The 19918-nt window shown below is 50.6% G+C and carries 22 protein-coding genes; 15 read left to right on the top strand and 7 right to left on the bottom strand.

Annotation, left to right across the window (positions count from 1 at the left end):
- Positions 1 to 69: 69 nt before the first annotated feature.
- Positions 70 to 672, bottom strand: a complete 603-nt coding sequence (locus AAY72_RS11625) for a gamma-glutamylcyclotransferase (RefSeq protein ID WP_057787771.1) — start codon at positions 670 to 672, stop codon at positions 70 to 72.
- A 139-nt stretch (positions 673 to 811) separates the two neighbouring features.
- Between AAY72_RS11625 and AAY72_RS11630 the strand changes: the two genes are divergently transcribed.
- Both AAY72_RS11630 and AAY72_RS11635 read left to right on the top strand, forming a co-directional pair.
- Entirely contained in the window at positions 812 to 1054 is a 243-nt protein-coding gene (locus tag AAY72_RS11630) for a type II toxin-antitoxin system Phd/YefM family antitoxin (RefSeq protein ID WP_057787774.1), read from the top strand.
- A gap of 17 nt (positions 1055 to 1071) precedes the next feature.
- A complete protein-coding gene (locus tag AAY72_RS11635) occupies positions 1072 to 1362 on the top strand; it encodes a type II toxin-antitoxin system RelE/ParE family toxin (protein ID WP_057787647.1) in 291 nt (96 codons plus the stop codon).
- Between the two features lie 45 nt (positions 1363 to 1407).
- Here the strand turns inward: AAY72_RS11635 and AAY72_RS11640 are convergent, their stop codons facing one another.
- Both AAY72_RS11640 and AAY72_RS11645 read right to left on the bottom strand, forming a co-directional pair.
- The gene (locus tag AAY72_RS11640; protein WP_057787649.1) at positions 1408 to 2577 is read right to left on the bottom strand and encodes a GGDEF domain-containing protein; all 1170 of its coding nucleotides are present in this window, start codon (positions 2575 to 2577) and stop codon (positions 1408 to 1410) included.
- Position 2578: 1 nt separating this feature from the next.
- Positions 2579 to 3223 (bottom strand): DsbA family protein, encoded by a 645-nt coding sequence (locus tag AAY72_RS11645; RefSeq protein WP_057787651.1) that lies wholly within the window; start codon positions 3221 to 3223, stop codon positions 2579 to 2581.
- A gap of 281 nt (positions 3224 to 3504) precedes the next feature.
- On the opposite strand from AAY72_RS11645, the gene AAY72_RS11650 reads away from it, so the two are divergent.
- The gene (locus AAY72_RS11650) at positions 3505 to 4554 is read left to right on the top strand and encodes an NAD(P)-dependent alcohol dehydrogenase (protein WP_008985649.1); all 1050 of its coding nucleotides are present in this window, start codon (positions 3505 to 3507) and stop codon (positions 4552 to 4554) included.
- A gap of 73 nt (positions 4555 to 4627) precedes the next feature.
- Here AAY72_RS11650 and xseA read toward each other — a convergent pair whose 3' ends face one another.
- Entirely contained in the window at positions 4628 to 5965 is a 1338-nt protein-coding gene (xseA, locus tag AAY72_RS11655; RefSeq protein ID WP_057787776.1) for an exodeoxyribonuclease VII large subunit, read from the bottom strand.
- 152 nt (positions 5966 to 6117) lie between these two features.
- Here xseA and guaB point away from each other — a divergent pair, with 152 nt between their 5' ends.
- The 9 genes from guaB (at position 6118) to AAY72_RS11700 (ending at position 14341) form a co-directional block, all read left to right on the top strand.
- Entirely contained in the window at positions 6118 to 7587 is a 1470-nt protein-coding gene (gene guaB, locus AAY72_RS11660; RefSeq protein ID WP_008950022.1) for an IMP dehydrogenase, read from the top strand.
- A gap of 106 nt (positions 7588 to 7693) precedes the next feature.
- Positions 7694 to 9271, top strand: coding sequence for a glutamine-hydrolyzing GMP synthase (guaA, locus tag AAY72_RS11665; protein ID WP_057787654.1), 1578 nt, complete (start codon positions 7694 to 7696; stop codon positions 9269 to 9271).
- Between the two features lie 959 nt (positions 9272 to 10230).
- The gene (locus AAY72_RS11670) at positions 10231 to 10581 is read left to right on the top strand and encodes a hypothetical protein (protein WP_057787656.1); all 351 of its coding nucleotides are present in this window, start codon (positions 10231 to 10233) and stop codon (positions 10579 to 10581) included.
- On the top strand, positions 10578 to 10931 hold the full coding sequence (locus tag AAY72_RS11675) for a DUF2513 domain-containing protein (RefSeq protein WP_057787658.1): 354 nt from the start codon (positions 10578 to 10580) through the stop codon (positions 10929 to 10931). Before AAY72_RS11670 ends, AAY72_RS11675 begins: the two co-directional genes overlap by 4 nt.
- Before the next feature lie 81 nt (positions 10932 to 11012).
- Complete coding sequence (locus AAY72_RS16750; protein WP_156411324.1) at positions 11013 to 12119, top strand: hypothetical protein; 1107 nt, start codon at positions 11013 to 11015, stop codon at positions 12117 to 12119.
- Between the two features lie 258 nt (positions 12120 to 12377).
- Entirely contained in the window at positions 12378 to 12650 is a 273-nt protein-coding gene (locus tag AAY72_RS11685; RefSeq protein ID WP_008950019.1) for a type II toxin-antitoxin system Phd/YefM family antitoxin, read from the top strand.
- Positions 12631 to 12903, top strand: coding sequence for a Txe/YoeB family addiction module toxin (locus AAY72_RS11690; protein WP_008950018.1), 273 nt, complete (start codon positions 12631 to 12633; stop codon positions 12901 to 12903). The genes AAY72_RS11685 and AAY72_RS11690 overlap by 20 nt, the downstream gene beginning before the upstream one ends.
- Positions 12904 to 13371: 468 nt before the next feature.
- Entirely contained in the window at positions 13372 to 13818 is a 447-nt protein-coding gene (locus AAY72_RS11695) for an SRPBCC domain-containing protein (protein ID WP_057787662.1), read from the top strand.
- Positions 13819 to 13837: 19 nt separating this feature from the next.
- Positions 13838 to 14341, top strand: a complete 504-nt coding sequence (locus AAY72_RS11700) for a GNAT family N-acetyltransferase (protein ID WP_057787664.1) — start codon at positions 13838 to 13840, stop codon at positions 14339 to 14341.
- On the opposite strand, the gene AAY72_RS11705 is transcribed toward AAY72_RS11700, so the two are convergent.
- Together AAY72_RS11705 and srmB are read right to left on the bottom strand one after the other, a co-directional pair.
- A complete protein-coding gene (locus AAY72_RS11705; protein WP_231728958.1) occupies positions 14338 to 15396 on the bottom strand; it encodes an LD-carboxypeptidase in 1059 nt (352 codons plus the stop codon). The genes AAY72_RS11700 and AAY72_RS11705 overlap by 4 nt on opposite strands.
- Positions 15397 to 15547: 151 nt before the next feature.
- The gene (gene srmB / locus AAY72_RS11710; protein ID WP_008950012.1) at positions 15548 to 16768 is read right to left on the bottom strand and encodes an ATP-dependent RNA helicase SrmB; all 1221 of its coding nucleotides are present in this window, start codon (positions 16766 to 16768) and stop codon (positions 15548 to 15550) included.
- A gap of 68 nt (positions 16769 to 16836) precedes the next feature.
- Between srmB and AAY72_RS11715 the strand changes: the two genes are divergently transcribed.
- A complete protein-coding gene (locus AAY72_RS11715; protein WP_057787668.1) occupies positions 16837 to 17562 on the top strand; it encodes a tRNA1(Val) (adenine(37)-N6)-methyltransferase in 726 nt (241 codons plus the stop codon).
- Here the strand turns inward: AAY72_RS11715 and fldB are convergent.
- Positions 17551 to 18072 carry a flavodoxin FldB gene (fldB, locus tag AAY72_RS11720; RefSeq protein WP_008608945.1) on the bottom strand — a complete coding sequence of 174 codons (522 nt, stop codon included), beginning with the start codon at positions 18070 to 18072 and terminating at the stop codon, positions 17551 to 17553. The two genes, AAY72_RS11715 and fldB, sit on opposite strands and share 12 nt — an antisense overlap.
- 197 nt (positions 18073 to 18269) lie before the next feature.
- Between fldB and xerD the strand changes: the two genes are divergently transcribed.
- Positions 18270 to 19166: a site-specific tyrosine recombinase XerD gene (xerD, locus tag AAY72_RS11725; RefSeq protein WP_369815364.1), complete on the top strand. Its 897-nt coding sequence runs from the start codon at positions 18270 to 18272 to the stop codon at positions 19164 to 19166.
- Positions 19167 to 19182: 16 nt separating this feature from the next.
- On the top strand, positions 19183 to 19914 hold the full coding sequence (gene dsbC, locus AAY72_RS11730; RefSeq protein ID WP_057787672.1) for a bifunctional protein-disulfide isomerase/oxidoreductase DsbC: 732 nt from the start codon (positions 19183 to 19185) through the stop codon (positions 19912 to 19914).
- Positions 19915 to 19918: the final 4 nt, after the last annotated feature.

The raw sequence follows: 19918 nt of genomic DNA on the forward strand, positions 1-19918 counted from the left end.
CAGCAAACTGTTGCTTCACTCTAATATAAGCCAGGCTTTGGTTAAGTACAAAAGTAATTTAATTGTAGTTTAATCGTGATTTTTTAACCCTAACAGCAGCTGCTCCAGCGTAAATACATGTTCGTCCTGCTCATTAAGTTGGCGCAGAGCCTGCGCCAGCTGTAGCAAATACTCGCTATTGGCGCCGCTCGGGCCATGGCTTTTGGCAATCTGTCTGGCAATATCGGCTTCCGGTGCCGGCCCTAAATAGGCGGCATTATCCGGATTGGCAATATAGACCACGCCTTGCTCGATGCCTGAGTTATCCGCTGTGGAGTGGGGACCTGCGTTATCCAGCCAGTGTAGTTCGGTAAAAAAGCGCAGATAGCCGTTTTTCTCCCGTTGATCTAAATGAGCAAAGGTAGCCGGTGTTACCTGATACGCCATACCAACACAGCGCTTACCGGCCGCTTCCACCAGGGTAACAACCCGGCCTGGCGCCTCTGGCGTACCACGGTGATCGTGCGAACCTTGCCAGAAGCGGCGCTGCCAGCCATAAATACAGGCCGGCCGGCAAGCGAGATAGAGAAAATCGGTTTTATAAATTAAAGACCCATAACCGAACAACCATACCGTATTCAGATGATCTAAGGGTTGGCGTTGTTGGTTTAAAGTAATGGTGTTATGTGACATAGCGCTCATGATTGAGATGGTTACAATGCTGCATTAGCAGGCTCAAGTAGAGTAAATGCAGATCGCACGATTTGATTATTTAGCCTGTTCCGTGTTATTTGCTATACTTTGGTTGTGTTTTCTAATCGGGTTCTTTGCCATGCAAACCTTAACCGCTAATGACGCCAAAAGAAACTTCGGTGAGTTACTGCTTAACGCGCAGCGCGAGCCAATAAAGATCAGCAAAAACAGCAAAGATACCGTTGTCGTTATGTCTATCAGGGACTTCGAAGCCCTTGAGCTGATGAAAGCAGATTACCTTAAGCATTGTTTTAAAGCTGCACAAGAAGAGCTGGCGCAAGGCAAAGCTGTCGATGGCGAAACCTTTCTTCGTGCGTTATAAAAACTTCCAGGCAGCCTATGCGTTATAAGCTCAGCAGCTTAGCCCAAGCGCATCTGCAGGGCATCAAAACCTATACCGTCGAAAACTATTCTGCCGCTCAGTGGCAAAAATACAAAACAACCCTACTAACCGCTTTGCAAATGTTGGCCGACAATCCCGATTTGGGATTAAATTGTGCCGATATTTACCCAAATGGTTACTATTTCCCAGTTGGAAAACATGTAGCATATTTCACAAAGGAAGCTGATTTTATTTTGATTGTTGCGATCCTGGGACAACCACAGCTGCCGCAAAATCACTTGAAATAATGGCAATGTTAGAGCGGTAACCACAACTTATAGCAACCATAGTCATCATCTTTTGACAAAGGTGCAGGGGGTAAAGTGTGCTAGTGTGGTAGTGTTTCTGCCGGCTTGCTTACTGGCATAGAGTGCTTTGTCGGCTAGTTTAAATGCCCCGTTGCGATCATGCTGCACGGGGATAACATGCACCATACCAATACTGATCGTCAGGTTAACCTGATCCTCGTCAAGCCATACCAGCTGTTGTGCTACCTGTTGGCATAAACGCTGCCCGACTTTTAACGCCGTTTGCTCGTCAATATCAATAAGTAGCGCGGCATATTCCTCACCGCCGATCCTGCCAATAATATCGTTGCTGCGTAATTGCTTTGACAGCAGCCTGGCAACTGCGGTTATGGCCTTGTCTCCCACCGCATGACCAAAAGTATCGTTAATACGCTTAAAAAAATCGATATCGATCATCATAACGGCAGCGGGGGTTATCGGATACTGTCGCCAGTAACGCTCAAGTTGATAGAAAAAATGCTCGCGGTTGGCCAGCCGGGTTAAACCATCGCGTTGGGATTTTAGCGTCAGTTTGCGTTCCAGTTTTAAAAAGCTTAACCAGGGCAGCAGTAAAGCAGTTAGTGTTGTCAGCAGAATATGGCTAAGTAAGGTGTAAATTGACGCCTCCGGCAAGCCATGCAGATTCAGTTGCTGCCAATTCATCAGCACCAGCGTCGCCTGGATAAACATCACAATCGCATGGCTAACAAAGACGCCTTGCAGGGTACGGGTAAAAGTCGGCTCGGTGATCACCGATTTTTGCAGTAAACCCGCGCAAAGGCAGAATGTAATACCGATCGAGATCGCGGCGACCAGGCTAAGCAAGCCGGGATGCTGATAACTGAGTAACATCAGTAACAGCGCCAGAGTAAGCAGCCAAATTGCCTGTTGGCGGCGCTTTCTGGTGTAGCGAAAACGGGAAAATTGTACTAAGCCGGCGAGTACATAAACCGGCGCCAACAATAGCAGGCTATCGGCAATAAAGAAGCTAAGCCAGGACGGTAGCGGGTAGGGCCGAAGCACAACCAACGCCGAGCCCAACACAAAACTGCCGCACGAATAGGCCCAAAGCTTAAAACAGCGCTCCTTCGGTTTACGGCGGTACAGCAAATAAAGATAAAGACCGACAGTTAAATTGGTGGTTAACGCCAGCGTGATAACTGTCGGCAGATGCATACTAGCTGACCTGAGCGGCGATTTGCCGCAGCGCTGCCGCCAGTTGTTGCGGCTCCTGGGCGCCGGAAATCAGGTATTTATTATTGATAATAAAGGCCGGCACGGAAGAAATGCCAGCATGCTGATAGCGGGCGATATCCTGTTGTACCTGCTCGCTGTAGGCATCTGAGGCCAGAATTTGCGCTGCCGTTGTCACATCTAACCCCAGTTTAGCCACACAGCCGAGCAGCACCTGATGCCTGGAGACATCGGCAGCCTCACCAAAATAGGCGGTGAATAAGGCCATTTTCATTGCCGTCGCCTGGCCTTGCGTCTCTGCCCATTTCACCAGCCGGTGTGCATCAAAGGTATTACAGGTAAAGCGCTGCTGCATCTTGCTAAAATTTAAGCCAAGTTCTGCCGCCACTTCCATAATGTAAGCCTGACTTTGCCGCATTTCGGCTTCGGATTTACCGTATTTACGGCTTAGCGCCGGCAGGATCGGCTCTTGCGGCGCGTTTTTATCCGGATTGAGCTCAAAGGCATGCCATTCCAGTTCAATCTTAAGTTCAGGCAGGCTGGCCAAAGCGCGCTCTAAGCGGGCATAACCCACAGCGCACCAGGGGCAGGCGATATCGGAGACAAGATCAATTTTTAGATTAACCATTTTGGGGTTCTCTTATAGTCACTTAACAGGTTGGGGTGATACTCATTACCACCATTACCCTGAGGTTGAGCTGGCGCCCAGCTTTTTAATAAACGCAGTATAACGTTAAAACCGTAGAGCGGGCATGCACATTCTGGGTCGCTATTTTAGTAACAGCGCCGCTGTTAGCTTGCTGTTTGATAGTATGGCCTCTATCCTTCAACCTAACACCGCACTCGCGCGATGAGCAAAAGCAAAGTGCTAATGCTGCAGTATCTAAACTAATCTTGGGATGAAATCACATGAAAACAATTGGTTATGCAGCTTTTTCTACTGATGCAGTTATGGCCCCTTATCATTTTGAGCGGCGGGCCTTGCGGCCTAATGATGTCGCCATTGAGATTTTATTTTGTGGTGTCTGTCACTCAGATTTACATACTGTAAATGGCGATTGGGGGCCACAGCCGTATCCGTTAATCCCGGGACATGAGATTGTGGGCAGAGTGCAGGCTGTCGGATCTGCGGTAGTACATTATAAAGAGGGAGACCGGGTGGCGGTTGGCTGTTTGGTTGATAGCTGCCAGCAGTGTGATCAGTGCGAAAAGCATGCGGAACAATATTGTCGTACCGGTATCACCCCGACCTATGGCGCGCCGGATCGTGTTGATGGTGTTATTACTCAGGGTGGCTACTCTAAGCACATCGTCGTGCGGGAAGAGTTTGTGCTGCGAATTCCGGAAAACATGGATCTGGCAAAGGCCGCCCCTATTCTCTGTGCTGGTATCACCACCTATTCGCCACTTCGTACCTGGCAGGTCGGCCGCGGCAGCCGGGTTGGGGTAGTTGGGCTAGGGGGCCTGGGGCATATGGCGGTGAAATTGGCTCATGCGATGGGTGCTGAGGTAACCGTCATTAGCCGCTCAGATCAGAAAAAAGCACAAGCCATCGCTATGGGTGCGAAAGCCATGCTGATTTCATCTGATACTGCAGCGATGAACGCTGCCGCTAGCGCCTTTGATTTAATTATTGATACAGTACCAGTCAAACATGATGTAAGTATTTATACACCGCTGCTGGATGTTGATGGCACTCTGGTGATCGTCGGGCAGGTTGGTCCACTAAATGAGCTGATGACCATTCCGTTAATTATGGGGCGGCGGCGAATTGCAGGATCATTAATTGGTGGTATTGCTGAAACACAGGAAGTTTTGAACTTCTGTGCCGAGCATGATGTTTATCCTGATTGCGAGATGATTCGCATGGACCAGATCAATGAGGCCTTTAGTCGATTAAAAGAAGGCGACTTAGCGCGTCGTTTTGTAATTGATATGGCCTCCCTCAACCCGAACTAAGCAAATAAGCGCTGCGGACACAGGCTGCAAATGCAGCTGTGTCCAATGTTGCCAGCACTGTTATTAGCTATGGTTATTGTGTGGTAAGTTTTTTCACCTCAGCTTCAAAGGCCCCTTCGGCCAGCTTAACCGTGACTTTATCACCAGGCGCTAACTGCGAGTTACGAGTAACTACCTGTTGCTGAGCATCAAAGGCGATACTATAGCCCCGAGCTAAAGTAGCCAGAGGGCTGACCGTATGCAGTTGTTTACTCAGTTGTATTAAATTGAATTTATGCTGTTTTAGTTGCTGCAACTGCGCCTGCTGTAAACGCTTTGCCAGCTGCTGTAACTGCAGTTGTTGCTGCTTAATGGCCTTGGCCGGCGATAAATGCTGCAAGCTTTGTTGTAAATAACTGTGTTGCCGCCGCGCGGTTTGCAGGTGTTGCTGCATCCGCCGTTGCAAACGCAGCTGCAATTCATCCAGCCGCTGCTGCTGTTGCTCCAGCCGCCGCTGTGGATGCAGTTGCTGCAGCCGTTGTTGGAGTTGCATTAAACGTGGTTGCTGCTGCGCCAGTTGCCGGCGTACAGCACGGCTAAGGCGTTGCTGCAGCTGTGTTAACGCCACCAGATACTGGCTTTGGTCCGGTGACACCAGCTCTGCCGCGGCCGATGGCGTGGCGGCCCGCACATCGGCGACAAAATCGGTTAGCGCAAAATCAATTTCATGGCCCACTGCACTGACAATCGGGATCGGACAGTCGGCCACGGCACGGGCCAGGGCTTCATCATTAAAACACCAGAGATCTTCAATCGAGCCACCGCCACGGCCGATAATTAAGACATCGACTTCGTTGCGTCTTATCGCGGTACTGAGCATATTTCGAAGCTGGGCAGCGGCGGTTTCCCCCTGCACCTGACAAGGATAAATAATCAGCTCAATGCCCGGCGCCCGGCGCGCCAGCACGGTAATAATATCGCGGACGGCGGCACCGGTAGGCGAGGTAATCACCCCTACACGCCGCGGATTGGCAGGTAACGGCCTTTTCCGTTCAGGGGCAAATAAGCCCTCGGCTGCCAGTTTGGCTTTAAGTTGTTCAAACTGTTGTTTTAACAGGCCAGCACCGGCCGGTTCAATAAATTCGGCCAGCAACTGATATTCACCACGCGGCTCATAAACACTAATCCGGGCCCGGATCAGCACTTGCTGACCATTTTGCGGCCTGACAGTGGCATAGCGGTTGGCTTGCTTAAACATCGCTACCTTAACCTGTGCCGCCTGATCTTTGAGGCTGAAATACCAGTGGCCGGAGGCGGCCGCGACAAAGTTTGATACTTCGCCAACCAGCCATAGTTGCTGAAACTGCAACTCCAGCGTCAGTCGTACTTCAGAATTCAGGCGTGATACCGTATAAATATCCGGGTTTTGCATAGCGTAATTCATTCAGGTAATCAGGCCCCTAGTGTACCCAGAGTGGCACCGTCTGACAAAAAGAAAAAAAGCCTTTGTCCTAAAGCCCGCTTTGCGCTAAAATTGCACCGCAACATTCCCTATCATTTCACCCAGAAAGCGAGATTGTTGCAATGCTCAGGATCATCAAAGAAGCCCTTACTTTTGACGACGTGTTATTAGTACCGGCACACTCTAGTGTTTTACCCCACACTGCGGACTTACGCACTAAACTTACCGCCTCAATCACGCTGAATATTCCGATGGTATCCGCTTCTATGGATACGGTTACCGAAGCCCGGCTGGCCATTGCGCTGGCGCAGGAAGGCGGTATCGGTTTTATTCATAAAAATATGACCATTGAAGAGCAGGCTGCCAACGTACGCAAAGTGAAAAAGTATGAAAGCGGTGTGGTATCTGATCCGGTAACAGCCTCAGCTGAGATGACGGTACGCGACGTGCAGGCACTGGCGCAGCAGCATGGTTTCTCCGGCTTTCCGGTACTGGATAAACAGGGTGAATTAGTCGGCATCGTTACCGGCCGGGATATGAGCTTTGAAGCCAATCTGCAGGCGAAAGTGACCGATGTCATGACGCCGCGTGAGCGTCTGGTGACGGTAAATGAAAATGCCCCACGCGAACAGGCACTGAAGCTGATGCATCAACACCGTATCGAGAAGGTACTGGTGGTGGATGATCACTTTAAACTGAAAGGCCTGATCACCGTGCGTGACTACTACAAAGCCGCCAGTAAGCCCAATGCCTGTAAAGATGAATTAGGCCGGTTACGGGTCGGTGCGGCAGTGGGTGTAGGCCCCGGCACTGACGAGCGCATCGCCGCCCTGGTGGAAGCCGGTGTTGATATTCTGCTGATTGATACCTCACATGGCCACTCGCAAGGTGTCATTGACCGCGTTAAACAAACCCGCGCCCAGTATCCGGATTTGCAAATTGTTGCCGGTAATGTGGCAACGGCAGAAGGCGCTAAGGCGCTGGCCGAAGCCGGTGCCAATGCGGTTAAAGTGGGTATCGGCCCGGGTTCAATCTGTACCACCCGTATTGTTACCGGCTGTGGTGTACCGCAAATTACGGCCATTTCTGATGCAGTAGAAGGTGTAAAAGGCACCGACGTTTGCATTATCGCCGATGGCGGCATCCGTTTCTCTGGTGACATTGCCAAAGCCTTAGTGGCTGGCGCTAACTGTGTAATGGTGGGCTCGATGTTTGCCGGTACTGAAGAAGCGCCGGGCGAAGTTGAACTCTATCAGGGCCGCTACTACAAATCTTACCGCGGTATGGGTTCGTTAGGTGCGATGGCGCAGCGTAACGGTTCCTCTGACCGCTATTTCCAGGGCAGCAACAACGCGGAAAAACTGGTACCGGAAGGCATTGAAGGCCGTGTTGCCTATAAAGGCCCGATTGAAACCATTATCCACCAGCAAATGGGTGGCCTGCGCTCTGCGATGGGCTTAACCGGTTCACCGGATATCGATACCCTGCGCACCAAGCCCAGCTTTGTCAAAGTGACGGCCGCCGGTATGGGCGAGTCGCATGTGCATGATGTGCAGATCACCAAAGAAGCACCGAACTACCGTTTGGGTTAAGTTGGCGGTTAGGTAAATTTAGCGTTTAGGCTAGCTTGGCGTTTTCGTTAAGCCAATACCCGAATCCGGCTGGCGCAAGCCAGCCGTCTGAGCATACAAGGTTACTATGAACAAAAATATTCATCATCATCGTATTCTGATCCTCGACTTTGGTTCGCAATATACCCAGCTGATTGCCCGGCGGGTGCGCGAAATCGGCGTTTACTGCGAGCTGTGGGCCTGGGATGTGACCGAAGCCCAAATCCGCGATTTTATTCCAACCGGTATTATCTTATCCGGCGGCCCGGAAAGCGTTACCGAGGCTGGCTCACCACGGGCACCGGCTTATGTATTCGAAGCGGGCGTACCGGTACTGGGCGTTTGCTACGGTATGCAAACCATGGCAGAGCAGCTGGGCGGTAAGGTGCAGGGCTCAGAGGAGCGTGAGTTTGGTTATGCCCAGGTTGAAGTGCTGGCGCCAAATGAACTGTTCGCCAAAATTGAAGACCATATCGGCGCCAACGGCAATGCCTTGTTAGATGTGTGGATGAGCCACGGCGATAAAGTGGTACAGATCCCAGCCGGTTTTACCACTATTGCCCAAACCCCAACCTGCCCGCATGCCGCCATGGCGGACGAAGCGCGGCAGTTCTACGGTGTGCAGTTCCACCCGGAAGTCACCCATACCCGCCAGGGTCTGCGGATGCTGGAGCATTTTGTGGTGGATATCTGTGGCTGTGACAAGCTGTGGACGCCAGCCTCGATTATTGAAGATGCCATCGTACGCTTAAAACAGCAAATCGGTGATGATCAGGTGATCCTGGGCTTATCCGGTGGTGTCGACAGCTCCGTGGTTGCCATGCTGCTGCACCGCGCTATCGGTAAAAACCTGACCTGTGTTTTTGTTGATAACGGCTTGCTGCGCCTTAACGAAGGCAAGCAGGTCATGGATATGTTTGGCGATCACTTTGGTTTAAATATTATCAAAGTCGATGCCGAACAGCGTTTTCTATCGGCTTTAGCCGGCGTGGATGAACCTGAAGCGAAGCGGAAAATTATCGGCCGCGTCTTTGTCGAAGTGTTCGACGAACAAGCGCAAAAGCTGAGCAATGCCAAATGGCTGGCACAGGGCACTATCTATCCGGATGTGATTGAATCAGCAGGTTCAGCAACCGGTAAAGCTCATGTGATTAAATCGCACCATAACGTCGGCGGCTTGCCGGAGCATATGAAGCTGGGCTTAGTCGAGCCACTGCGCGAACTGTTTAAAGACGAAGTGCGCAAGGTCGGTTTAGAGCTGGGCTTACCGTACGATATGCTGTACCGTCACCCGTTCCCGGGACCAGGTTTAGGGGTGCGGGTACTGGGCGAAATCAAAAAAGAATACTGCGACTTACTGCGCCGTGCCGATGCGATCTTTATCGAAGAGCTGCATAAAGCCGATCTTTACAATAAAGTCAGCCAGGCGTTCGCGGTGTTCCTGCCGGTTAAATCAGTGGGTGTAATGGGCGATGCCCGTAAGTACGACTGGGTGATCTCGCTACGCGCGGTAGAAACCATCGACTTTATGACCGCACACTGGGCACACCTGCCATATGAGTTACTGGGTAAGGTGTCAAACCGGATTATTAACGAGATTAATGGTATTAGCCGCGTAGTTTACGATATCTCAGGCAAGCCACCAGCGACCATCGAATGGGAATAATTTTGGCGTTGTCTTTGTCACTGTAGCGGCATTTTCTTCGCTGTTCACCCCGGTCACATACTGTATGTATGCTCCCGGGGCTGAACAGCTCGACGGCTTTGCTACAGCAACAAATCCTTAGCCAAAACCCGTGTAAATTAAGGCGTTATTTTTATTACTGTAGCGCCATTCTAAACGCTACTTCAACCCCAGGACTCCGGTATGCTTGTCGTACCGGAGTCCATCCTGCGATAGTGATAGCAGCACCAATCTAAACGCTACCCCAAACACAGGACTCCGGTACGCTCGCCGTACCGGAGTCCATTCTGCGATAGTAATAACAGCGCCAATCTCAACGCTACCGCAAACCTAGGACTCCGGTATGCTCGCCGTACCGGAGTCAATTCTGCGATAGTGATAGCAGCACTAATCTCAACGCTACCCCGATCCGGGACTCCGGTATGCTTGCCGTACCGGAGTCCATCCTGCGATAGTGGCAGCAGCACCAATCTCATCGTTACCGCAAATCCAGGACTCCGGTACGCTCGCCGTACCGGAGTCCATCCTGCGATAGTGGTAGCAGCACCAATCTCATCGTTACCTCAACCCTAGAACTCCGGTATGTTTGCCGTACCGGAGCCCACTCTGCGAAAAGCAGAAATTCACCCTATCACTATAACGCACATGCGAATGTCGGCTTTACTGCAAAACAGGGATTTTGTTCATCAGCTCACAGTTTTGTTAGCGGCTTACCCCTGACAAAACATTACAATTTTGCCCTTGCCATATAATAGTAATCGTTTAATGTATTAATTTAACAAGATAAACGGTCATCTCCCTACAGAGGGCTTAGACCTTATTAGTCATACCCATGCTGGGCGTAGACAAGGCCAAACTCGGCAACGGCTTGTCCGTTGGGGCTTTACCTTAACTACAAAAGCTACGATTGCTGACTGTTTTATTCAAAAGGTAATAGTTATATGCGGAGAATGAATTCTATATTTTTAATGGTCTCTCTTGCTTTGTCAGGTTGCGGTCAAGCCATAAATAAATTATCAATCGATGACGCAAAAGCGGCAGGATTTGAGAAAGACCAGCAGAAAATCTTCCAGATTGTTGGTGCAAATGACGGATGGAGTGGTGAGTGGGCTGGAGATAGAGTCGAATTATACTTGTTTAGTGACCAAGACTCCGTAAACCGTGAAGCCTTCCAAGCATCAGTGCAACCAAACAATATTTCCGGGTGGGTTGAAATGTGTGTGGAAAAAAATCTCTTGATGCTAAGCAAGGGTGAGAATGCTTGTCGAGAATTGAATAGGCTGGCTGAATGAAACGTGATTTCGAGCTTTTTCGAGAAATTCTGCTTTTGTTAGAAAAGCTGGAGAGTTTTGACGATCCTGTAATTCCAAATATACCTGATCGGACCAAGCACGAGGTTGTTTACCATATTAAGCTATTGTCCGAGGCTGGGCTTATAGAGGCACAGAATTGGTCAACAGATGATGGTCCAGAATGGGTGGCGACCTCATTGACATCCTCAGGGCACGACTTTCTGGATGCGGCAAGAAACAACACTATTTGGAAAAAGGCCATGAGTATTGTCGTAGCTCAAGGAGCTGCATTGACGATCGAGACACTAAAAGCCGCACTTTCGAAAGTGGTTCGGGATATGTTGCAGTAATCTTAGGCGTAACGATGTTTCATAGCCGACAGCGTTACCGCTGCTATCTGAAGGCAAGCATTAGGAATTAGTATTAAGCTCATGACCAAAAAGCGATCCCCACGAAAGAAAAAAGCTTTGCCTCCAGTATCATTGGGAGGGGTCTGCGTTGAAGAAGGGTTGCCTTATCCTATAGTCCATTACCCGAACCACTATGGCGCTTTTTTTGCATTTTCAGAATCATATGGAGCGGAAGCATGCCTTTGTGACTGTAGCCGTTCCGCATTCGAGAACCTTATAGAGCTAAACAAGAATTTTCGTTCTCATAGTAATTCAAACCCACTACGTGAAACTGTAGTTGATAGCTTCAATGCTCCAGATGTGTTGGCGAAGATCAGTTTAGAAGCTGACGGTGATGTCAACCTTCAAAACTTTCGCTTCAAGCCAAAGCTCTGTCACAGATGCAACTTAACACCACCAACGCAGAGATTCTGTCATGAGATGTACGGCGGGCAGTTTAAACAAAGCTTTGGCTGGTACATTCAACAAGCCTATTTACGCCTCGGTATCAGTACAACCAGCCTGGAATATTTGGAAGATACATGTCCACCAGAATACAAAGAACTCATTCATGAAATTGAGCAAGCGCAGCTAAAGTACCAGGAGGAGCATTCTCGAATAAACGAGATTGTATTCGGACCTGACCGCGAAGACATTGCTAGCAATGAAGTAACATATTGGCATAATGTCAGAAAAGAGGAAGCTGAGCCGCTATTAAAACTGAGAAAAGAGCATCAGAGACTTAGAACACAGCTGAAGAACAATGTTGAAGATATTGTTCGCCAAGAGTTTGGCTTTAAAAAAGTCGGAGAAGGCTGGGTGAGTGAAACTCTACTTTACCAAATTATTGTACTCATTTTTCCCGATCACGAAATTAGCAGGCACCAAAGACCAGACTGGCTTGAAGGGCTAGAGCTTGATATCTACATTCCAAGTCTAAAACTAGGTATCGAATATCAGGGTCAGCAACATTACCAGCCCACATCAATTTGGGGCGGAAAAGACGCTTTAATCGCATTGCAAGAGCGCGATGAAAGGAAAAGAAAACTATGCAAGGCGCTAGAAATTACCCTGATGGAGGTAGACTTTACTGAGCCACTTACTAACGAACACATAAGAAATCGCCTCAAAGAGCTCAAAATTTTATAGTGCAACCAAGAAATTACTTAAAAATCAAATGTATATCGCTATAGGTGTTCTGCTAATAACTAAAAGCTGACTTTGATTACAATGTAATGGTAGGTCGGCAATTGGCACAAATCGCAGATTGTGACTCCGGTACGACAAGCATACCGGAGTCAGGCGCAGTAGCGGCAAAGCCGGAACGAAAAAGCTGTCGCTATCCTTGGTCTTGTTAGGGCTCTTGACATATACTTGTACGGAAAGTCCGTACATCAAGGTGCCGTTATGGATACGATTAGCGTAAACAAATTTAGAGACAACATGAAAAGTGTTGTAGAAGAAGTGATTAACAGACACGAACCGCTCAAGGTAACAAGAAGGGCCGGAGATGCGTTCGTTGTGATTAGTGCCGATGACTGGGAGCGCGAGCAAGAAACGCTTTATATACTGCAGAACCAAAATCTGATGCAACAGATTGCTAGGTCCCTTGAAACTCACAACAGTGGTAAAGGCTATATTCCGACCGAAGAGCAAATGAATGAGATCACTGGTCTTTGAAGGCAACACTTGGGAAGCGTATGAAGCTATGCGCGAGAAAGATAAACAATTGCACAAGGCATTGTGCAAATTACTGAGGGAAATGCTGCGTTCAAACAATCCCGCTGCAGGTTTAGGAAAGCCAGAACCACTCAAGCATAATCTCTCCGGCCTCTGGTCAAAACGGATATCTCAGAAAGATCGTTTGGTATATCGGTTCGACGAAAAAGCTATTTATATCTTCGCTATTGGTGGTCACTACGATCAGACCTAGCCTAACGGCAAGCATACCGGAGTCAGGCGCAGTAGCCAGGGCTGTTGCAAAGGCTTGGTGCCATATCCCTAAAATAGATCCGCGCTCTACACCGCAGCACCAGCAAAACGACGACATTGGTTTTCTGCTCCAGATCGCAGGTGTGACTCCGGTACGACAAGCATACCGGAGTCAGGTGGAGTAGCGAGGGCTGTTGCAGAGGCTTGGTGCAATCTCCCCCTAAATCAAATCCGTGTTCCATACTGCGGCATCGGTAAAACGACGACAGTGGTTTTCTGCTCCAGATCGCAGGTGTGACTCCGGTACGGCAAGCATACCGGAGTCAGGCGCAGTAGCTGGGTTTGCGTAAGCCTACCGTTTCGCAGAGTACTCTGTGGTTGCGCCGTTAATCTTGCGCTAAGATTCCCATGCCGGTAGTGGTATGCTACTTTTACTGCTGACAATAATAACAACAGGAAGCTTTCTGCCATGCGCAACGTCAAAGTTATTCAGCATAGTATTGTGATCCAGGCGCCGGTGGCGCAGCTTTGGCAACGGATGTTTGACCCACAGCTTTATCGCGAGTGGATTTCGGCTTTTTGTGAGGGCTCTTACTATCAAGGGCATTGGCAGCAGGGTGAAACCATCCGCTTTCTGGATCCAAATGGCAATGGTATGGTGGCAAAGATTGTCGAGTACCGGCCGCTGGAGTTTATCTCGGTCAGCCATCTGGGTTTTGTTTATGCCGGCCAGGATGATTTGGATAGTGCCGAAGTAACAAGTTGGGCGCCAGCCTACGAGAACTTCTATTTTACCTCTCGCGGTGACAGTACCGAGCTGCGGATTGAGCAGGAAATTGCGCCAGCGTATGAGGAATATATGCAGCAAGCCTGGCCTAACGCTTTGCAGAAACTAAAGACTCTAGCTGAACGTTAATCGCGTTGTTATAAACGAAATGAATCAAGCCAAGTTAATCCTGCTTAAGCAGCAGCCTGAGCTGATCCCGATGCTGGCGCATTGGCATTATCTGGAGTGGGGCGCGCTGTTTCCGGAAAAAACCGAAGCCGACTTTGCCGCCGATCTGGCCGCCAGTTTAAATGAACAGCAATTGCCGATCAGTTGGGTGGTGGTGTATGAACATCAGGTGGTAGGCACCGCCTCGCTGTTACTGCACGATATGCAAACCAATCGTGAGTTATCGCCCTGGCTGGCCAATATTTATCTGGCACCTTCGGTAAGAGGTAAAGGGCTTGGCAAATGGCTGGTGCAGCAAGTGATGACAGAAGCCCGGCAGCTGGGACTGACGCAACTGTATTTATTTACCGAAGATCAGGCGGCGTTTTATCAACGCCTGGGCTGGCAGGTACTCAAGCAGGAGCTGTATCAGGGCAAGGTAGTGACCATTATGAGCTGGTGCTGTCAGGCAGTACCAGCTCAAGCTGAGGCCATCGCCGGTTAGCTTTGAAACACCGGCTCCAGCAGGCGGAAGGTGCCGGCGTCGGCATCCATTTCTGCCATAGCACCAACCGGCACAATAAACTGCTTTGGAATATGGCCAATCATGGCGCCGCGGTAAGCCGGAATACCAAGCGGTTTAATAAAGTCCGCAAAGATTTCATCTAAGGTTAAACTGCCCCAGCCGTTGCCCGGGGTACAGCGGTTACAGTCACCAAAAATAAAGCCCTTAATTTTATCCAGCGCGCCCATTAGCTTTAAAGTGCTCATCATGCGGTCGATACGGTATGGCTGCTCTTCAATATCTTCGAGGAATAAAATCTTATCCTGAAAATCCGGCAGATAAGGCGTGCCTGCCAGTGCCGTTAATACCGTCAGATTGCCACCGATCAGCTGGCCCTGTGCTTTGCCGCCGGTAATGACCCGGGTACGGTTTTCGCGCTGCACCAGCTCACCTTTCAGATCCTGCTCGTTCTGGTATTGCATCAGCTCTTGGTTAAAGAACAGCCGCTCAAACTGATCGACATTAAAGGCATTCCAGCTGCCAATGCCATTCGGGCCATGAAAACTGACCAGACCGCACTGTGCCAGCAAGGCATTATGCAGGGCGGTGATATCGGAATAACCGAGCAATGGCTTAGGATTACGGCGGATCATCTGATAATCCAGTAGCGGTAAAATTCGGGCTGCGCCAGAGCCACCCCGGGCACAGATCACGGCTTTAACCTCTGGATCGGCAAACATCGCGTTCAGATCCGCGGCGCGATCTTCATCTCTGCCGGCTAAATGGCCACGACGTTCGTTATAAAAGCGGCCGCTTTTTACGTTAAAACCCAGGGCTTGCAGGGTTTCGCGCGCGATGACCAGATCTTCAAGATCGGCGACGGCAGCCGATGAGGCGATTAAGCCCACGGTATCGCCCCTGCGCAGCGGTTTTGGCAGAATACGGCCAGTAGCTTGCGGCCTGGTCGTGGCTGCGCCAGCCGGTACAGCGCAGGCGGTAAGCGGAAGCAGGCTTAAGGCCAGCGCACTGTGTTTTAGAAATTGTCGTTTGTCCATCAGCGGCACCATGCTTATCAGTAATAATTTATTCCTATTGGTAGCATAACTTTGGAATAAATGCAGCAGCTATGGCGGAAAATCAGGCGTTTTTTCGAAGGGAAGCCCGGCGCAGAGCGCGGCCGGGCTGGATAATGGCAAGTGACAAAGCTTACTTTTTGGCTTTCGGTGCCAGCTTTTTCGCAGCAACCCGGCCCGGTTTTTTCTTTTTCTTGGTGACCTTGGCTTCTTTATGTTTTGGTCGCAGCTCGTCGATAACCCGGCGCTTTAGCGGCTGCTCGGTATAACGCTCAACCTTGCCAACCACCGCCATATCATGGGCTTCGACCAGCGAAATCGCGGTACCTTTTTTACCGGCGCGGCCGGTGCGGCCAATACGGTGCACATACACATCGGCGCTACGCGGCATATCATAGTTAATCACATGGCTGATATCGTCGATATCCAGCCCGCGCGCGGCGACGTCGGTAGCTACCAAAATCCGTACCTGATTATTGGTAAAACGTGCCAGCGCCTGTAAGCGTTTATCCTGCGGCATTTCGCCCTGCAGCCAGCAGCACTTAATACCGGCGGTTTCCAGCTGACCGGTTAGCGTTGCCAGGCGCTCGCGGGTTTTGACAAACACTATGGCTTTATTCACGTCGGGCTGTTTCAGAATATGGGTGAGCAGCGCCAGCTTATGGTTGGCATCATCGGCCAGATGGCACCACTGCAAAATTTTGGCTTTTTCTTTACGCGATGGGTTGGCTTCGACATGCTCCGGCTCTTTGAGTGCCTTCTCGGCAAAGCGCTCTAACGAAGCGCCTTCCAGCGTGGCAGAGAACAGGAACGTCTGGCGGCGACGGCGCGCTTCCAGCACAATACGGTTCATCTCACCGATAAAGCCCATATCCAGCATGCGGTCAGCTTCATCGAGGATCAGCAATTCTACTTCATCGGCCTGAAAGCTCTCGGCATCCAGATATTCAATTAAGCGGCCCGGGGTGGCAACCAGAATATCGTTGTTCTTTTCCAGCGTATCTTTATGGCTACCGTAATTGATACCGCCGGTGATCAAACCAACATTGAGCGTGGTGAACTGGCTGAATTGTTTAAAGGTATCGTAAACCTGATACGCCAGCTCGCGGGTCGGTGTCATCACCAGAACCCGGGCAAAGCCCGGATCGCGGCGCGGGAAATCCAGCAGATACTGAATCGCCGGTAACACAAAAGCCAGGGTTTTGCCGGTACCGGTGGGGGCACTGGCTAACAGATCACGGCCTTCCAGCGCCGGCGGAATCGCCAGTTGCTGTATTTGGGTAGGCTGATCAAAACCGGCACTTTCCAGCGCCTGATTTAAGGCGTCATCCAGTTGGAACTCGGCAAAACTCATGTTATTTCCTTAAGCTGTTATATTGTGACATTAGCGGCTGGCGCGTTACACTCCGCGCCGGAGGGCTTATGTCAGCAGGTTTTCAGTGTAAACAATTTTATATCGGCCATCAGCACTGCGCGATGAAAGTCGGCACCGATGCGCTGTTATTGGGCGCCTGGGCGGCTTTGCCCACCGCGTTACAGGCGACACCCGCCATGCTGGATATTGGCTGTGGCAGTGGCATTTTAAGTTTAATGCTGGCACAGCGCACCGGGGGCCAAATTCCGATCACGGCAGTGGAGCTGGATACCCATGCCGCTACCCAGGCTGCCGCTAATGTGGCAGCAAGCCCCTGGCCTGACGCTATTCGCGTGGTAAAGGGCGATATTCTAACCTATAGCACCGCCGAGCGTTACGCTTTAATTATTTCTAACCCGCCTTTTTTTCAGCATGCGCTGCCAAGTCAGGATGCCACGCGGCAACAGGCCAGGCATACCGATAGCTTGCCCTTTGCTGCGTTGTTACAGAAAGCGGCGCAATGTTTGGCGCCTGGCGGAGAGTTTTGTTTAATTTTACCGGCCAGCAGTCAGGCGGCTTTTGCGCAAGCCGCGCTAGAGCAAGGTTGGCAGTGTCGGGCCCGCTGCGCTGTACAAAGCAAGGCCGGCAAGCCGGTGAGTCGCTATTTACAAAGCTGGGTTAAAGCTGACACTGAACTTGACACTGAGATCAGTCAGCTGCTGATCCATGATAGCAGCGGCGGCTATTCGGCAGCGTACCGGCAACTGCTGCAGGCATTTTACCTAAACTTCTGAATCGGCAATTTCCAGCAAAATTTGCTCTACCCATTGCGCCAGCCGCGCATCGGTTTGCTCGTATTGGTTTTCATCATCCAGTGCCAGGCCATAAAACCACTCGCCATCCGGTGTGACGGCTTTTGAGGCGATAAAGTCATAGCCCTGATTTGGCCAAAAACCAACCCGTTTTACCTGCTGTTTGGCGATTTCATGATGCAGCATACCGAGTGCATCCTGAAACCATTCGGCATAGCCCAGCTGATCGCCCATGCCATACAGCGCGATGGTTTTACCGCTCAGATCCACCTGATTAATCTCGGGCCAGTGCGCTTCCCAGTCTTCCTGAATTTCACCAAAGTCCCAGGTCGACAAGCCGAGGATCAGAATGTCATAGTCGGCCATCGCAGTTAACGGCGTATCTTTTAAGTTATGCAGCGCCACATATTCCGGGCCAATCAGCGCCTGAATTTTTTCTGCCACCATTTCGGTGTAACAGGTGGTTGAGCCGTAAAACAAGCCAATCTTCATCTGGCAGACCTTTTTTATCGAGAGTGTTGTTGCATGCTAAAAACGGGCGGTAGTTTAGCATAGTGTGCGCCTTGCGCCCATCAGCAAGCTGGAGTAGTTGACGTCTGGCTGCAGATCAGCACCCTTGTTCCCCAAGGGGGGCCTCCGGTACACTAGTCGTACTCAGTTAAGAAAGAAGTGCCATGTCAACACCACCGCTGTCCGCCGAAAATCTGCAGCTGATCCAACAATTTCAGGAACAACTGGAACTGGAGCAGGCCGCCAGCGTGCATACGCTAAGTGCTTATGGCACGGATCTGAAACATTTCGCCCGTTTTTGTCAGCAGCAGGGGCAACCGCATCTTACGGCAGTGAGCAGCGATCTGATTAACCGCTATCTGGCGAAACGCTACGACGAGGGTTTTAACCCGCGCAGCACTTCGCGGCTACTAAGCAGCCTGCGCCGTTTTTATCGTTATCTGGTGCAACAACAGCAGCTTGCGCAAGACCCAACCACTGAGCTGATTAACCCGAAAATTGGTAGCAGCTTACCGAAAACGCTGTCGGAGCCGGATGTCGAAGCCCTGCTGGCCGCGCCGGATATCAGTGAACTGATCCAGTTTCGCGATAAAGCCATGTTGGAGCTGTTATATGCCACCGGCATCCGGGTAACCGAGCTGGTGACGCTATCGATGCAACAACTGTATTTGCAGCAGGGCATAGTGCGGGTAATCGGCAAAGGGCGTAAAGAGCGCCTGGTGCCAATGGGCGAGGAGGCGCAGTACTGGCTTAGTCGCTATTTAAAAGAAGCACGGCCGGCGCTGCAAAGCCAGCTTAGCGATGTGGTGTTTCCCAGTAGCCGGCAACAGCTGATGACACGGCAAACCTTCTGGCATCGGATTAAGTTTTATGCGAAAGTAGCCGGCATTCGGGCTACCTTGTCGCCCCATACGGTTCGGCATGCCTTTGCCACGCATTTGCTGAATCATGGTGCGGATTTACGGGTGGTGCAGATGTTGCTGGGGCACAGTGATCTCTCTACCACACAAATTTACACCCATGTCGCGCAGGCGCGCTTACAGCAATTGCATCAACAACATCATCCGCGTGGTTAGCGGAGAGGGAAGCATTATGAAAAAGTCAGTTAAAACCCTGTTATCGGTACTTGTTGCCAGCATGCTGCCACTCACGGCAGTGGCCAATGAGAAAATCAGCCAGGCGTTGTCAGAAGTCGGTTTGACGGTGCAGGAGGTTAAGGCCTCACCGATGACCGGTGTCTCTCAGGTGATCACGGACCAGGGGCTGTTTTTTATGTCGGATGATGGCCGTTATCTGATTGCCGGTAATGTGCTGGATCTGCAGCAATGGCAAACCATTCGTGGCCAAAAGGTGCCGACCAATTTAAAAGATCAGCTGATGGCGCCGATTATCGTGCAAAAACTGGCGGAGCAAAAAGATCAGGTTATCGAATACAAGTCGCCGAAAGAAAAGTATGTGGTGCATGTGTTTACTGACCCCAGTTGTGCCTATTGCCGCAAGTTACATCAGGAAATGAAAGATTATCTGAATGCGGGTATTACCGTGCGCTATCTGGCGTTTCCGCGGGCCGGTGTCGCGTCGGAAACCGGATTACAAATGCAGCATATCTGGTGCGCCAAAGATAAAAATGGCGCCATGGATAATGCTAAGGCTGATAAAACGGTAGCAAAAGCCATGTGTCAGAATCCGGTCGCCAGTCAGTATGCATTGGCGCAGTTCTTTGGCATTAATGGTACCCCAGCGGTGATACTGCCAGATGGCAGCCTGATCCCGGGCTATATGCCGGTAGCGGCGATGCTGCAACAACTGAACACCGGAGAGTAACACC

Source organism: Alishewanella sp. WH16-1, assembly GCF_001441695.1.
In the GTDB taxonomy this organism is placed as follows: Bacteria; Pseudomonadota; Gammaproteobacteria; order Enterobacterales; family Alteromonadaceae; genus Alishewanella; species Alishewanella agri.

What these genes read in the sequence shown, in the direction of transcription:
- AAY72_RS11690 (WP_008950018.1), top strand. Translation starts at nt 12,631, where the DNA reads ATGAGATCACTGGTCTTTGAAGGCAACACTTGGGAAGCGTATGAAGCT.
- AAY72_RS11695 (WP_057787662.1), top strand. Translation starts at nt 13,372, where the DNA reads ATGCGCAACGTCAAAGTTATTCAGCATAGTATTGTGATCCAGGCGCCG.
- AAY72_RS11645 (WP_057787651.1), bottom strand. Translation starts at nt 3,223, where the DNA reads ATGGTTAATCTAAAAATTGATCTTGTCTCCGATATCGCCTGCCCCTGG.
- AAY72_RS11705 (WP_231728958.1), bottom strand. Translation starts at nt 15,396, where the DNA reads ATGGACAAACGACAATTTCTAAAACACAGTGCGCTGGCCTTAAGCCTG.
- dsbC (WP_057787672.1), top strand. Translation starts at nt 19,183, where the DNA reads ATGAAAAAGTCAGTTAAAACCCTGTTATCGGTACTTGTTGCCAGCATG.
- AAY72_RS11650 (WP_008985649.1), top strand. Translation starts at nt 3,505, where the DNA reads ATGAAAACAATTGGTTATGCAGCTTTTTCTACTGATGCAGTTATGGCC.
- xseA (WP_057787776.1), bottom strand. Translation starts at nt 5,965, where the DNA reads ATGCAAAACCCGGATATTTATACGGTATCACGCCTGAATTCTGAAGTA.
- AAY72_RS11640 (WP_057787649.1), bottom strand. Translation starts at nt 2,577, where the DNA reads ATGCATCTGCCGACAGTTATCACGCTGGCGTTAACCACCAATTTAACT.
- guaA (WP_057787654.1), top strand. Translation starts at nt 7,694, where the DNA reads ATGAACAAAAATATTCATCATCATCGTATTCTGATCCTCGACTTTGGT.
- AAY72_RS11715 (WP_057787668.1), top strand. Translation starts at nt 16,837, where the DNA reads ATGTCAGCAGGTTTTCAGTGTAAACAATTTTATATCGGCCATCAGCAC.
- AAY72_RS11675 (WP_057787658.1), top strand. Translation starts at nt 10,578, where the DNA reads ATGAAACGTGATTTCGAGCTTTTTCGAGAAATTCTGCTTTTGTTAGAA.
- fldB (WP_008608945.1), bottom strand. Translation starts at nt 18,072, where the DNA reads ATGAAGATTGGCTTGTTTTACGGCTCAACCACCTGTTACACCGAAATG.
- guaB (WP_008950022.1), top strand. Translation starts at nt 6,118, where the DNA reads ATGCTCAGGATCATCAAAGAAGCCCTTACTTTTGACGACGTGTTATTA.
- AAY72_RS16750 (WP_156411324.1), top strand. Translation starts at nt 11,013, where the DNA reads ATGACCAAAAAGCGATCCCCACGAAAGAAAAAAGCTTTGCCTCCAGTA.
- AAY72_RS11670 (WP_057787656.1), top strand. Translation starts at nt 10,231, where the DNA reads ATGCGGAGAATGAATTCTATATTTTTAATGGTCTCTCTTGCTTTGTCA.
- AAY72_RS11685 (WP_008950019.1), top strand. Translation starts at nt 12,378, where the DNA reads ATGGATACGATTAGCGTAAACAAATTTAGAGACAACATGAAAAGTGTT.
- srmB (WP_008950012.1), bottom strand. Translation starts at nt 16,768, where the DNA reads ATGAGTTTTGCCGAGTTCCAACTGGATGACGCCTTAAATCAGGCGCTG.
- AAY72_RS11630 (WP_057787774.1), top strand. Translation starts at nt 812, where the DNA reads ATGCAAACCTTAACCGCTAATGACGCCAAAAGAAACTTCGGTGAGTTA.
- AAY72_RS11625 (WP_057787771.1), bottom strand. Translation starts at nt 672, where the DNA reads ATGTCACATAACACCATTACTTTAAACCAACAACGCCAACCCTTAGAT.
- AAY72_RS11700 (WP_057787664.1), top strand. Translation starts at nt 13,838, where the DNA reads ATGAATCAAGCCAAGTTAATCCTGCTTAAGCAGCAGCCTGAGCTGATC.
- AAY72_RS11635 (WP_057787647.1), top strand. Translation starts at nt 1,072, where the DNA reads ATGCGTTATAAGCTCAGCAGCTTAGCCCAAGCGCATCTGCAGGGCATC.